Below are 12,967 nucleotides of genomic sequence, written 5' to 3'. Positions count from 1 at the left end.
GTGGAATCGAGGAGTGTCCACGACCTTCTCACCGCGTCGTGCCGTCGACGTACCCGGCCCCCTCGTCCCACCCGTGCCCTCCGGCGATGTCGTCGGGACCGTCGAGACGATCGATGGGCCGGCGACCCCGGAGGATCCCCTCGCTCTCCTCGATGCGTGGTCGGCACCCGCCCGCCCGCCCGTGCCTCTCGTCGCCTCGAGCGTCCCGATCGTGGGGGCCGTCGTGCTGTGGCTCGTCACGAGTTCACCTCTCGCGCTCGTTCTCGCGGCCCTGGGCCCGCTGATCGCCCTCGCGAGCGTGCTCGACGGCCGTCGAGCGGCGCACCGCGACCGCCGGCGCCACGAGGCCGAGGCCCGCGAGCGTCGAGAACGCGTGCGCGCAGACGTCGATCGTCGGCTTCACGCGGAGCGGCGGCGCCGTCTCTTTCGGCACCCCGATGCCGCAGGCTATCTGGTCCGCGACGGCGACGTGTGGCGTGACGTCCCCGAACGCGGAGGCCGGATCGTCGTCGGACGAGGGGATGCGCCGAGCGGCGTGCGAGTCACGGGCGGGGTGGGTGACCCCGAGTCCGACGACATCCGCGCACGGGCCGCGATTCTGTCGGCGGCTCCGATCGTGATCGATCTCGCGGGCGGGGTGGCGATCGTCGGGCCACCCGTCCTCGCCGCTGCGGTGCATCGAGCGCTCGTCCTGCAAGTCTGTCTCGCGCTCGCGCCGGGTGTGATCCGACTCGTGGGTGCCGGCGAGCCGGGCCTGGAGTGGGCGGACGAGCTGCCCCACCGTCACGCGACGACGGGGGAGCGCCTGTCGATCCAGTCCGGCCCCCTCCCCGACGCGGATATCGTCATCGCCGTCATCGCGGCGGGAGAACCGCTTCCTGCCGGATGCCGTACGATCCTCACGGTCGAGAGCATCGATCGAGCCCACCTCGATCACGATGGTTCCGTGCGACGCGTCGCCGTCGAGGCGTTGAGCGTGCCGCAGGCTCGCGAGATCGCGCGGGCGCTGCTGCTGCGGGCGCGGCGGAGCCTCGGGCTTTCGGTCGTCGACGATCGCCCGGTCGAGTTCGCTGAGACGATTGCCGACGCCCCTCCCTCCGCCATCGGCGGGCTCGTGGCGGCGATCGGCCGCGACGGCGCGGGAGTGGCGTGCGTCGATCTCGTCGCCGACGGACCGCACGCCGTCGTGAGCGGCGTCACCGGCGCGGGCAAGAGCGAACTGCTCATCACGTGGGTCCTCTCGATGGCGGCGACGCATGCGACGACAGAGGTGAGCTTCCTCTTGGCGGACTTCAAGGGAGGTACCGCGTTCGACGCGCTGCGGCCGCTCCCGCATGTTGCGGGCGTGATCACGGATCTCGACGGTTCGGGAGCGCGGCGCGCGATCGAGAGTCTGCGAGCGGAAGTGCGCTGGCGAGAGTCGGAACTCGCCCGACACGGTGCGCGCGATGTGCGGGATCCGCGCGTCGAGGTCCCGCGCCTTGTCGTCGTCGTGGACGAGTTCGCGGCGCTCCTCGGCGAGCATCCGGAGCTGCACGCGGTCTTCACCGATGTCGCAGCGCGCGGAAGAGCACTGGGGATCCATCTCGTGCTGGGGACCCACAGGGTCTCCGGTGTCGTGCGCGACAGTCTCCTCGCGAATTGCCCGCTGCGACTGAGCCTGCGGGTCTCCGATCCAGCCGACAGCCGCGCGATCATCGGCGTCGACGACGCGGCTCACCTCCCCGGCGACGTTCAGGCTCGCGGTGTCGCGCTCGTGCGGCGTCCGTCGGATCACGGGGTTCAACGGATCCGCGTCGCCCTGTCCAGTGCCGCGGATATCGCGCGCGTCGCGGCCGCATCCCGTGGCCCTCGTCCTCGCCGCCCGTGGCTTCCGGATCTCCCACGTGAACTCGCTCTCGATGAGCTCACCGCCGCGCATGCCATCGACGAACGGACGCTCGTGCTGGGCCTTTCGGACGAGCCCGAGCGGCAGACCCAGCGTGTCGTCGGTGTCACGGTCCAGGACCGCGGGCTGCTCGTCCTCGGCGGGCCGGGCGCGGGAAAATCGACCGCGCTGGCGTTGCTCGCGGGGCAGGCTGCCGAGGTGATCGAGATTCCACCCGACGGGGAGGGAGCGTGGGACGCCGTGACGCGCCTGGCTGAATCGTCGCCGATCGGTGGCGTCATCGTGATCGACGACCTCGACACCCTCGCATCTCGCGTCTCGGCGGACTACGCGTCCATGCTCATCGAACGTATGGAACGGGTCATCCGGAGTGCCGGCGACTCCGGGTGCCTCGTGATCGCGTCGGCGCAGCGACTGTCCGGACCCGCTGCCCGGCTCGGAGAGCTCTTCCCCCGGCGCCTGGTCCTGGGATTCCCCAGTCGTGCAGATCACATCGCGGTCGGCGGGGATCCTGCGACGTTCACGGTCGATGCCCCTGCCGGACGTGGACGACTCGAGCGGATCGCGGTGCAGGTCGCGCTACCAGCGAAGGCCCCGCACTCGCCGCTGAGCATCGACAGGCGCGACGACCCCTGCTGGCACCCCGATGCCGCCCTGACGGGCCTTGTGACGCGCCACCGCTCCCGCGTGCGCGACCTGCTGCCGGAGTGGGCGGAAAGAGGCATCCGCTGCGTCGACGTGGACGCGTACGTCGCTGACCCTGCCGTCACGGCCGACGGGCGGGTCGTGATCGTCGGCGACCCCGACGAATGGCAGCGGGAGTGGCGTCTTCTCGCATCGGTCAGGGCGGACCACGATCTCGTGATCGACACTACGTGCGCGCTCGACTACCGTGTGCTGACGTCGTCGCGCGAGCTTCCGCCCTTCGCTCGACCGGGCGAAGGGCGCGCGTGGATCCACCGCGCGGGAGCCGATCCCGTCCGGATCGTCCTTTTCCCGGCCGACGTGCGGTCGGATCGTCGTGGCTCCGGCTCTTGACCCCCACCGATCCGTCACTCTACGTTCAGGGGGTGGTAACAACCCCGATCTCCCTGGAGCGGCCCGAAGGCAAGGGGCTCGCAGCTGGAACGCTGGGTCTGTGGGGCTCGACCGTCATCGGTCTGGCCTCGACGGCCCCCGTCTACTCGCTCGTCGCGACGCTGGGCTTCGTCGTCCTCGCGGTCGGGGCGCAGGCGCCCATCGCGTTCGTCATCGCCTTCGTCCCGATGCTCTTCATCGCGTTCGCCTACCGCGAGCTCAACAACGCGGTACCCGACTGCGGTACGACCTTCACGTGGGGCACGAAGGCGTTCGGTCCGTGGGTCGGCTGGCTCGGCGGCTGGGGCGTCGCGGTGGCCGGAATGGTCGTACTCGCGAACCTCGCTCAGATCGGCGGGATCTACCTCTGGGCCCTCGTCGACGGCATCGTCGGCAATCCCGAGGGCGCATTGCTCTCCGAGAACGTGCCGCTCGTCACCGCCACGGGCGTCGTGTTCATCGCGCTCATGACCTACATCTCGTGGCGCGGCACCGAGATCGGTGAGCGTATTCAGAACGTCCTGCTCGCGATCCAATACCTCGCACTGGCGATCTTCGTCGTGGCGGCCCTCTGGCAGTTCTTCGCCGGGACGGCACCGAACCCGACGCCGTTCGACTGGGAATGGTTCAACCCCTTCGCCTTCACCGAGTGGAGCGGCTTCACCGAGGCGATCCTCCTCGCACTCTTCATCTACTGGGGATGGGACACGTGCCTCGCGCTCAACGAGGAGACGAAGGATCCCAAGCGCATCCCCGGCCTGGCGGCTCTCCTCACCTGTGTGCTCCTCCTCTTCACGTACGTCGGTGTCACGATCGCCGCGATGATGTATGCGGGTCTCGGGGACACGGGGACGGGCCTCGGCAACGAGGCCAACGCCGACGACTTCTTCCTCGCGATCAAGGACGGGCTTCTCGGACCCGTCGGGTGGGTCCTCGTGGTGGCCGTCCTCATCTCGGCCGTGTCGTCGACGCAGACGACGATCCTGCCGACGGCGCGCGGAACGCTGTCGATGGCTGTGTACCGCGCGCTTCCCGCGAAGTTCAAGACGGTGCATCCCGCGTACCGCACGCCGTCGTTCTCGACCATCGTGATGGGCGTGGTCGCCTCCGTCTACTACGTCGGCATGACGCTCATCAGTGACAACATCCTTCAGGACTCCATCCTGTCGCTCGGGCTCGCGATCGCCTTCTACTACGCGATCACGGGGTACGCGTGCGTCTGGTACTTCCGGCGCGAGCTCTTCACCTCTGCCCGCAACGTCGTGTACCGGCTCGTCCTGCCGCTCCTCGGTGCGCTCATGCTCACCTACGCGTTCGTGCAGTCCGCGATCGACATGTTCGATGTCGATTACGGATACACGGTGCTCTTCGGGATCGGCGGAACTTTCGTCATCGGCATCGGCGCCCTCGCGCTCGGCGTCGTGCTCATGTTCGTCTGGTTCCTGTTCCCGCGTTCGAAGCGGTTCTTCCGCGGAGAAAGCCTCAATCGCGACACCCCCGTCATGGTCCCCGAGGAACCCGGCGAGTTCGCACGCTCCGTCGACGGCGGGCGGATCTGATCCCCGACCCGGCGACGAGCGGCGGGCTCTCGCCTCAGCGCCAGATGCCCGCCGAACCGAGCACGCGCTCCGGCGCGATCCGGATGACGACCCGCGCAGGATTCTCTCGGGGCTGCCGATAGCGCGCGGCATACAGTTCCACGGCGTGAGCGACGGCCGCAGGGTCGCGCTCGATGGTCGCGTGACCCGCGATACTCAACCACTGCGGACCCGACACCTGGCCCACCGTCGCACGTGGATCGCGTTCGACGTTGCGGACCTTCTGGCTGCCGTCTGACGTGATGATGCGGACGAACTCGCCGTCGAAGGTGAAGCCGACGGCGACGACGTGAATGCCGCCGCGCCGTTCCATCGTAGACAGCGTCGCCAGGTGGTAGTCGGTGATGAGACGACGGCCCTCGTCTGTCAGAAGGAAGGCCATGTCAGGCGATCGCCGCATCGAGCGGTGCGAGGCTGAGGCCATGGGCCGTCGCGACGCCGGGATTCACGACACCGCCGCCGAACGTGTTGAGGCCCGCCGCGAGCGCAGAGTCGGCCCTGAGCGCTGCCCGCCAGCCGAGTCGCGAGATCTGGCGGATGTAGGGCAGCGTCGCGTTGGTGAGAGCCGACGTCGACGTGTTGGGGACAGCTCCCGGCATGTTGGCGACGCAATAGAAGATGCTGCCGTGAACGGGGAAGGTCGGGTCGGCGTGCGTCGTGGGGCGTGTGTCCTCGAAGCATCCCCCCTGATCGACCGCGATGTCGACGAGCACGGAGCCCGGCCGCATGCGCGCGACCATGTCGTTGGTGACGAGCTTGGGGGCTTTGGCTCCCGGGATGAGGACCGAGCCGACCACGAGATCGGAGGCGATGACGGCGCGATCGAGATCGAGGGGGTTGGACGCCGCGGTCTTCACGCGCCCCTGGAAGTGGTCGTCGAGGTAGCGCAGACGCTGCACGTTCGTGTCGAAGATCGTGACATCGGCGCCGAGTCCTACCGCGATGACCGCGGCGTTCGCTCCGGCCACTCCTCCGCCGATGACGGTCACGGTCGCGGGACGCGTGCCGGGCACGCCCGACATGAGGAGGCCGAGCCCACCTGCTGACCGCATGAGGGTCGCCGCACCCACGGTCGGGGCGAGGCGGCCCGCCACTTCGCTCATCGGCGCGAGGAGAGGCAGCCCTCCGCCCGCGAGCTGGACGGTCTCGTACGCGATCGCGGTGACCCGGTCGGCCACCAGACGGTCGGTGAGCGGTCGGTCGGCAGCGAGATGCAAGTAGGTGAACAGCACGAGGTCGTCGCGGAAGTGCGCGTACTCGCTCGCGATCGGCTCCTTGACCTTCAGGAGCAGCTCGGCGCGGTCCCAGACCTCGGCGGCATCATCGAGCATCGTCGCTCCCGCTGCCTCGTACTCCGAATCGGGCATCGACGAGCCGATGCCTGCGCCGCGCTGGACGAAGACCTCGTGACCGACGGCGACCAGGTCGTGCACTCCCGCGGGAGTGAGCGCGACGCGGTACTCGTTGTTCTTCACCTCGGTGGGGACGCTGATCCTCATCGTGTGGTCCTTTCCGCTCCCTCGTCGGAGCCGTTCGCGCTCCTCGTGAGAGCGCCTCTAGAACGCGGGATGAATAGTCCCGACGACCGATCCGCCGCCGAAGACCGACAGCGAAAGCCTGGCGAGCGTATCGAGGACATCGGATGCCCCGAGGGCACCGGCTCGCTCGAGGAGTCGGAGCCCGACGGCGGCCGCGGCACGCGACGATCCGTCGAGGATCTTGAGAGCCGTCGTCGTGCCATCCGGCGCGACCATCACCATGAAGCCCTCGGCGCCGCCCTTGGCGAACACTCCGAGCCGCTCGTTGACGATGGTGTCGGGTCGACCCGGTCCGTCGATCGTCCACGGGTGGGCGCGGACGGCCTCGACGAGCGCTCCCGCGCTGCGGTGGAGGGCGAAGGGGGACGACGTCGACGCCGTGCCGACCCGGTGGATCGCGCGTGCGACGCCGGCGAGAGTCAGCGCGTAGACGGGGGCGCCGCAGCCGTCGATGGCCGTCGCGGCGATCTTCTCGCCTGTCAGCCGTTCGATGACCTCGCGGATGTGCATCTGCAGGGGGTGATTGATATCGAGGTACGTCGCCGTGTCCCACTCGTTCGCAACGCACGTCGCGAGCATGGCGGCGTGCTTTCCCGAACAGTTCATGCGGATGCGCGTCTGTCCGACGAGCTCTCGGACGAGCTCATCGCGCGTCGGGGTGTCGCTCGGCCACGCGGGCGGGCAGCGCAGATCGTCTTCACCGAGCCCGGCAGAGGTGAGGATCTCACGCACGACCTCGACATGACGGTCTGTGCCGGCGTGGCTGGCGGTGGCGAGTCCCAGACGCTCGCCGTCGAGCTGCGCGCCGGCCGTCAGGCACGCGAGCGCCTGCAGCGGCTTGAGGCTCGACCGTGCGATGACGAGAGCCGTGACATCGCCGAGCTGCTCGATGACGGTTCCGTCCGGCGCGAGCACGATCGCGGCTCCTGCGTGGCGGGACTCGATGAACCCGCTTCGTTCGACGACGGCGAGCTCCACGGAGCTCGAGACGGGGAAGGTCTGCGGCACTCCGCAAGCCTATCGCTGAGGCGTGTTACGCCGTCATGACAGACTGTTGCGCATGTTCGGTGAGCATCGCTATTCCGTCCGGACCACGTGGACCGGAGACCGTGGAACCGGCACGAGCGGGTACCGCGACTACGACCGATCGGTGACGATGGACATCGATGGGAAGCCATCGCTCTTGGCCTCGGCAGACAAGCCGTTCCGTGGCGATCCGTCGAGATGGAATCCCGAGGACCTCCTCGTCGCGGCGCTCAGTGAATGCCACCTGCTGTCCTACCTTCACGCGTGCGTCACGGCGGGTGTCGTCGTCGTCGCCTACGAGGACCACGCGACGGGCGTCATGCGCCAGGACGGCAAGGGAGGCGGCGCCTTCCACGAGGTCGTGCTCCGGCCCCGCGTGACGGTCGTGGACTCCTCGATGACGGATGCCGCGCTCGCCGCGCACGCGCAGGCGAACGCCTGGTGCTTCATCGCCAATTCGGTCAACTTCCCCGTGCGGCACGAACCGACGATCGTCATCGCGGGCCAGTAGCATCCGCGCGGAACACCGGGCTGTCGCGGCGCGCTGTGCCCGGTGCGGCGGATTGGGGCGGCATCCGTGGGGCCGGTGCGGTGGCTTTGGGGCGGCATCCGTCCTGCGGGGCGCGGAAAGTGCGCCCCGGGCCAGTGGAATGCGCCCCGCGGTTGCAAAGCGCGCCCCGCCATCGACGGGCGGCGGCGAAGTGCGTGCCGGTGCGGGTCCGGAACTTCTGGCGCTCCGCGCGGTTCGGTGCGGTGGCTTTGGGGCGGCATCCGTCGTATGGGGCGCGGAGAGTGCGCCCCGGGCCAGTGGAATGCGCCCCGCGGTTGCAAAGCGCGCCCCGCCATCGACGGGCGGCGGCGAAGTGCGTGCCGGTGCGGGTCCGGAACTTCTGGCGCTCCGCGCGGTTCGGTGCGGTGGCTTTGGGGCGGCATCCGTCGTATGGGGCGCGGAGAGTGCGCCCCGGGCCAGTGGAATGCGCCCCGCGGTTGCAAAGCGCGCCCCGCCATCGACGGGCGGCGGCGAACTGCGTGCCGGTGCGGGTCCGGAACTTCTGGCGCTCCGCGCGGTTCGGTGCGATGGCTTTGGGGCGGCATCCGTCGTACGGGGCGCGGAAAGTGCGCCCCGTCGCGACGAACCGTGCCCCGCGGGCGCTGGTCGCGGCGTGCCGAACTTCGGCGGTCAGCGTCGCTCGTGGGGGAGGACCTGCTTGATGCGGTCGATGGGGTTCTGAGCGGGTGCCTCGTTGTAGGCGTTGGCCAGTTCCTGCCCCGAGAGCTCGTGGATCGCGGCCATGATCTCGTCGGTCGCGAGGCGACGGGCTTTGCCCGATGTCGCGGGACCGTGGTGGGCGAGGTCGAGCGGTTCGCCGAACTTCACGGTCACGCGGTGGGTGAGGGAAGGCATGGTCGCGCCGACGGGCATGACCTTGTCGGTTCCGATGAGTCCCACGGGGACGACGGGCGCTCCGGTCTGGAGCGCGAGGAACGCGACGCCCGTCCGCCCCTTGTAGAGGCGACCGTCGAGTGACCGCGTGCCCTCGGGATAGAGGGCGACAGCGCGGCCGTCCTCCAGCAGGACGCGCTGCTGATCGAGGGCGTCGAGCGCCGCTTGCCCCGCCCCGCGGTGCACGGGGATCGCTCCGATGGAGGTGAAGAACTGCCGCGAAGCCCATCCGTCGAAGTAGCTGGCCTTCGCGAGGAAGTGGACGGGACGAGGCGCGGCGACGGGGATCGCGATCGAGTCGATGAAGGACAGGTGGTTGCTCGCGAAGATCACCGGGCCGGTGCGGGGCACGTTCTGCTTGCCCTCGACCCGCGGTCGATAGACGAGTCGCGCGAGAGGAGTGATGACGAAACGGCCCGCGGCGTAGGTGATGCCCATGCGCGGGGGAGCGTGGACAGGCTCGATGTCATCGCCCGCGGGGGCAGCCTCGGAAGTCACCCGACGACGATACTCCCGATTTCATTCCGGCATCGGAATGTCGTTTCACAGTCGCACCAAAGGATTTGTACGGAAGGATGGAGTTTCCCCCGCAATCCAACCCCGAGGTTTTCCGTGCGCACTCGCCCGCTCGCCCTGTTGTCCCTGGCCGCTGCTGCGGCACTCGTCCTCGCCGGCTGCACCAGCTCCGGTCCGGACGCGTCGCCGTCGCCGACCTCTACGGGGGATGCTGCCGGCGATCTCTGCGCAGCGGCCGCTCCCTCGGGCGAAGCCGTCGAGTCCGTCGATGTGACCGGCGATGTCGGTTCCGCAGCGACGGTCGAGTTCTCCGCACCCCTGACGGTGGACGCGGCAGAGCGCACGCTCCTGGTCGAGGGCGACGGCGATGCTCTCGCCGATGGAGACCTGGTCAACTACGCGCTCACCATCTTCGATGCCACGACGGGTGAGGAATCCGCTTCCGAGGGGTACGACGAGGATCTCCTTCCCGTCCAGGTCTCGGTCGGCACGGGTCCCGACCAGTTCTTCGGCTGCGCGCCCATCGGCAGCCGCATCGTCATGGCCGTCCCCGGATCGGAGAGCTCGCCGGCCGCCGTGTGGGTGCTCGATGTGCTGGGCACGACCGAGGCTGTCGCCAGCGGCGAGGAGCAGGACGCTCCCGAGGGCTTCCCGACGGTCGTTCTCGACGAGACGGGCAAGCCCACCGTGACTCTTCCCGAGGGTGACATCCCGACCGAGTTCGAAAAGGCGACCCTCAAGAAGGGTGACGGTGCCGTCGTAGAGGCGGGCGACAGCGTGCTCGTGCAGTACCACGGTGTGTCGTGGAACTCGGGCGAGGTCTTCGACGAGAGCTGGGGCAAGCAGGCGTTCAGCTTCTCCACGAGCGGAGGCGTCGTCCAGGGCTTCGCAGACGCTGTCGTCGGTGAGACGGTCGGCTCGCAGGTCATCGCCATCCTTCCGCCGTCGGCTGCCTACGGCGAGGGCGAGATCAACGAAGAGGACCTCACGGGCCAGACGCTCGTCTTCGTCGTCGACATCCTCGCCGCCGCAACTCCGCCCGCAGCCTGACCGGCGGGCGGCATGCTCGGGGCGGGAGAGTGCTCCGTTAGCCTGGGGTCATGCTGCGACGCGTCCTGATCCTCGGCTCCACCGGCTCGATCGGAACACAGGCGCTCGACGTCATCCGCGCCAATCCTGATCGCTTCGAGGTCGTGGGGCTCTCGGCAGGCTCGAACCGTGCCGTTCTCTCCGAGCAGGCTGCCGCCTTCGGTGTCGAGCACACGGCGCTGGGAGCGGTGGAAGCCGAGCATCTCGTGCGGGATGTGGAAGCTGATGTCGTGCTGAACGGCATCACGGGTTCCGTCGGCCTCGGTCCCACCCTCGCAGCGCTCGAGGCGGGGAGGACGCTCGCTCTCGCGAATAAGGAATCCCTCATTGTGGGGGGTGACCTCGTGACGGCCCTCGCGGCTCCCGGCCAGATCGTCCCCGTCGACTCGGAGCATTCCGCGATCGCTCAAGCGCTGCGATCCGGCGCACCCAAGGAAGTCGGGAGGCTTGTCCTGACGGCCTCCGGAGGCCCTTTCCGCGGTCGTCGCCGAGAAGAGCTGGAAGGCGTCACCCCCGCCCAGGCCCTCGCGCACCCCACGTGGGACATGGGCCGCGTCGTGACGACCAACTCGGCGACGCTCGTGAACAAGGGACTCGAGGTCATCGAGGCGCACCTGCTGTTCGACGTCCCGTACTCCGACATCGATGTCGTCGTGCACCCGCAGTCGATCGTCCACTCGATGGTGGAGTTCGTCGACGGGTCGACGATCCTGCAGGCGTCGCCGCCGGACATGCGGCTCCCCATCTCCCTGGGCCTCGACTGGCCGCACCGTGTCGCGGGAGTCGGCGTGCCGCTCGACTGGACCGTCACCTCGCGCTGGGACTTCGAGCCGCTCGACGAGGAGGCCTTCCCGGCCGTCGCGCTCGCGAAACGCGTCGGTCGCGCCGGTGGGACGTATCCCGCCGTGTTCAACGCGGCCAACGAACAGGCCGTCGACGCCTTCCACGAGGGAAGACTCTCCTTCCCGGGAATCGTCGAGACGGTCGATCGTGTCGTAGACGCCCACGAGGCGCCGGGAGAGCTCACGCGAGAGTCGCTCGCGGCGGCGGAATCGTGGGCTCGGGATGCAGCGGATCGGGCGATCGCGGCATCCGCTTCGTGACCGCTCCCGTCAGAGGAGCGACCCGACCTCAGTACACCGGCCGGAGGGGATCCGAGGCTGGGGTCTCATCGTCGGGGTAGGGGACCGGCCAGTGCGGCTCGGGAACGGGCCACCCCGCGGCGCGGAGGGCGCGTCGGGAGAGCTCCCGCGCCGAATAGGGAGTGCGGACTCCACGGATGTCACGGTAGTCCTGGTGACCGGGGCCCGCCCAGAGGATCGCATCGCCGTCGCCGACGAGCGCGACGGCTTCGATGATCGCGCGCTCCGGCGGCGACCATTCGTGGATCTCCGCGTCGGGACGCGCGCGGCGTGCTCCTTCGATGAGGACGGCGCGGATCGAGTCCGGATCTTCGAATCGCGGGTGGTGGTCGGTCACGACGAGGATGTCGCTTCCTTCGACGCCCGTCCGGCCCATGTCGTGGCGCTTCGTCGCGTCGCGGTCTCCGTCGGCGCCGAACAGCATGAGAACCTTGCCCGGGGTCACACGCCGAACAGCAGCGAGTGTCTTCTCGAACGCGTCGGGGGAGTGGCCGAAGTCCACGTAGACGGCGGGCCCGCGATCTCCTGACACGCGCTCGGTGCGCCCGGGGAGGTATGCGTCGATGCGTCCGCCGTCGAGAGCGTCGTGCACACGCTCCCACGCGTAGCCGGCCTCGAGGACCATGACGATAGCGAGCCCCGCGTTGGCGGCCATGTGGCGCCCGATCACGGGGACGACCGTCGTGAGCGAACCGGCGGGTCCCGTCAAGCGGAAGCGCGTGCCGTCCTGGCGCTCGTCGAGGATCTCGACCGTCCAGTCCGCGGATGCGGCGGCGGCACCTTCACCCGCGATGTCGGGCGTGCCGACCGTGACGGCGGGGATCTCGCAGCGTGCGAGCACCTCCGACCCTGACGCGTGGTCGAGGCTGATGACGGCGCGGCGGGCCCGCTCGGGGCGGAAGAGCGGGAGCTTGGCCTCGAAGTACTCGCGCATGTCGGCGTAGTCGTCGAGGTGGTCGTGGGTGAGGTTCGTGAAGCCGGCGACATCGAAGACGATCCCGTCGACACGCCGCCGGCTGAGAGCCTGCGCGCTGACCTCGACCGCGACGGCCTCGACCCCCCGCTCGCGCATGAGGGCGAGGAGCGCGTGCATCTCGTACGCTTCCGGCGTCGTCAGCCGCGACACGATGATCTGGCCCGCGATGTGGCGCTCTGCCGTCGACGAGAGGCCCGTCACGACCCCGAGCTGCCCCAGGATGCCCTCGAGGAGATGCGAAACGCTCGTCTTGCCGTTCGTGCCGGTCGTGGCGAAGAGAAGCGGCAACTGGTCGTCGCGTCCCGTCCGGTACACCCAGGCAGAGAGGGCACCCAGGATGCCGCGGGGGTCGTCCACGATGAGGACGGGAAGTCCTGATGCTCCGGCGAGTTCGGCACCGGAGACGTCGGTGACGACGGCCACGGCGCCCTTCTCGGCGGCCGTCGCCGCGAACTCGGCTCCGTGCCGGGTCGCGCCGCGCAGCGCGACGAAGACGTCGCCCGGGCGGAGATCCGCGGTCGCGAGAGTGAGGCCCGTGAGAGTGACTCCCGCTGTCGATCCCTGTACCTGGGCGTCGAGGTGCCCCGCGAGGTCGTCGAGGGTGTGGACCGGGGGCTCATCGGGCCGGAGGACCGGCGGGATGTTCGAGGGGGAGGCGTCGCTGGGCATGGCC

At 69.4% G+C, this 12,967-nt stretch carries 10 protein-coding genes; 5 read left to right on the top strand and 5 right to left on the bottom strand.

Translation table 11 applies throughout. The annotated features are described in order from the left end of the window. The first annotated feature begins 13 nt into the window (after positions 1 to 13). Positions 14 to 2,926: an FtsK/SpoIIIE domain-containing protein gene (locus FBY39_RS15110; protein WP_160133141.1), complete on the top strand. Its 2,913-nt coding sequence runs from the start codon at positions 14 to 16 to the stop codon at positions 2,924 to 2,926. Between the two features lie 32 nt (positions 2,927 to 2,958). Continuing rightward, a complete protein-coding gene (locus FBY39_RS15105) occupies positions 2,959 to 4,524 on the top strand; it encodes an APC family permease (RefSeq protein WP_141933295.1) in 1,566 nt (521 codons plus the stop codon). A gap of 34 nt (positions 4,525 to 4,558) precedes the next feature. On the opposite strand, the gene FBY39_RS15100 is transcribed toward FBY39_RS15105, so the two are convergent. From FBY39_RS15100 to FBY39_RS15090, 3 genes are read right to left on the bottom strand one after another with little or no spacing between them, the layout of a single operon-like run. Next, positions 4,559 to 4,945 (bottom strand): PPOX class F420-dependent oxidoreductase, encoded by a 387-nt coding sequence (locus FBY39_RS15100; protein ID WP_186336963.1) that lies wholly within the window; start codon positions 4,943 to 4,945, stop codon positions 4,559 to 4,561. A gap of 1 nt (position 4,946) precedes the next feature. Beyond that, a complete protein-coding gene (gene ald / locus FBY39_RS15095) occupies positions 4,947 to 6,062 on the bottom strand; it encodes an alanine dehydrogenase (RefSeq protein ID WP_141933291.1) in 1,116 nt (371 codons plus the stop codon). Between the two features lie 57 nt (positions 6,063 to 6,119). Further along, positions 6,120 to 7,109, bottom strand: coding sequence for an asparaginase (locus FBY39_RS15090; RefSeq protein WP_141933288.1), 990 nt, complete (start codon positions 7,107 to 7,109; stop codon positions 6,120 to 6,122). 52 nt (positions 7,110 to 7,161) lie between these two features. Here FBY39_RS15090 and FBY39_RS15085 point away from each other — a divergent pair, with 52 nt between their 5' ends. Beyond that, entirely contained in the window at positions 7,162 to 7,638 is a 477-nt protein-coding gene (locus FBY39_RS15085) for an OsmC family protein (RefSeq protein WP_141933285.1), read from the top strand. 669 nt (positions 7,639 to 8,307) lie between these two features. Here FBY39_RS15085 and FBY39_RS15080 read toward each other — a convergent pair. After that, positions 8,308 to 9,009, bottom strand: coding sequence for a 1-acyl-sn-glycerol-3-phosphate acyltransferase (locus FBY39_RS15080; RefSeq protein WP_141934268.1), 702 nt, complete (start codon positions 9,007 to 9,009; stop codon positions 8,308 to 8,310). A gap of 174 nt (positions 9,010 to 9,183) precedes the next feature. Here FBY39_RS15080 and FBY39_RS15075 point away from each other — a divergent pair, with 174 nt between their 5' ends. Together FBY39_RS15075 and FBY39_RS15070 are read left to right on the top strand one after the other, a co-directional pair. Next, the gene (locus FBY39_RS15075; protein WP_141933283.1) at positions 9,184 to 10,137 is read left to right on the top strand and encodes an FKBP-type peptidyl-prolyl cis-trans isomerase; all 954 of its coding nucleotides are present in this window, start codon (positions 9,184 to 9,186) and stop codon (positions 10,135 to 10,137) included. Between the two features lie 53 nt (positions 10,138 to 10,190). Beyond that, positions 10,191 to 11,279, top strand: coding sequence for a 1-deoxy-D-xylulose-5-phosphate reductoisomerase (locus FBY39_RS15070; protein WP_141934266.1), 1,089 nt, complete (start codon positions 10,191 to 10,193; stop codon positions 11,277 to 11,279). Between the two features lie 28 nt (positions 11,280 to 11,307). Here the strand turns inward: FBY39_RS15070 and FBY39_RS15065 are convergent, their stop codons facing one another. Further along, the gene (locus tag FBY39_RS15065; RefSeq protein ID WP_141933281.1) at positions 11,308 to 12,963 is read right to left on the bottom strand and encodes a Mur ligase family protein; all 1,656 of its coding nucleotides are present in this window, start codon (positions 12,961 to 12,963) and stop codon (positions 11,308 to 11,310) included. Positions 12,964 to 12,967: the final 4 nt, after the last annotated feature.

The sequence above is a fragment of the Microbacterium sp. SLBN-146 genome, assembly GCF_006715145.1.
Classification (GTDB): domain Bacteria; phylum Actinomycetota; class Actinomycetes; order Actinomycetales; family Microbacteriaceae; genus Microbacterium.
The sequence above is the reverse complement of the archived record's forward strand: the minus strand, read 5'-3'. Positions and strand labels throughout refer to the sequence as shown.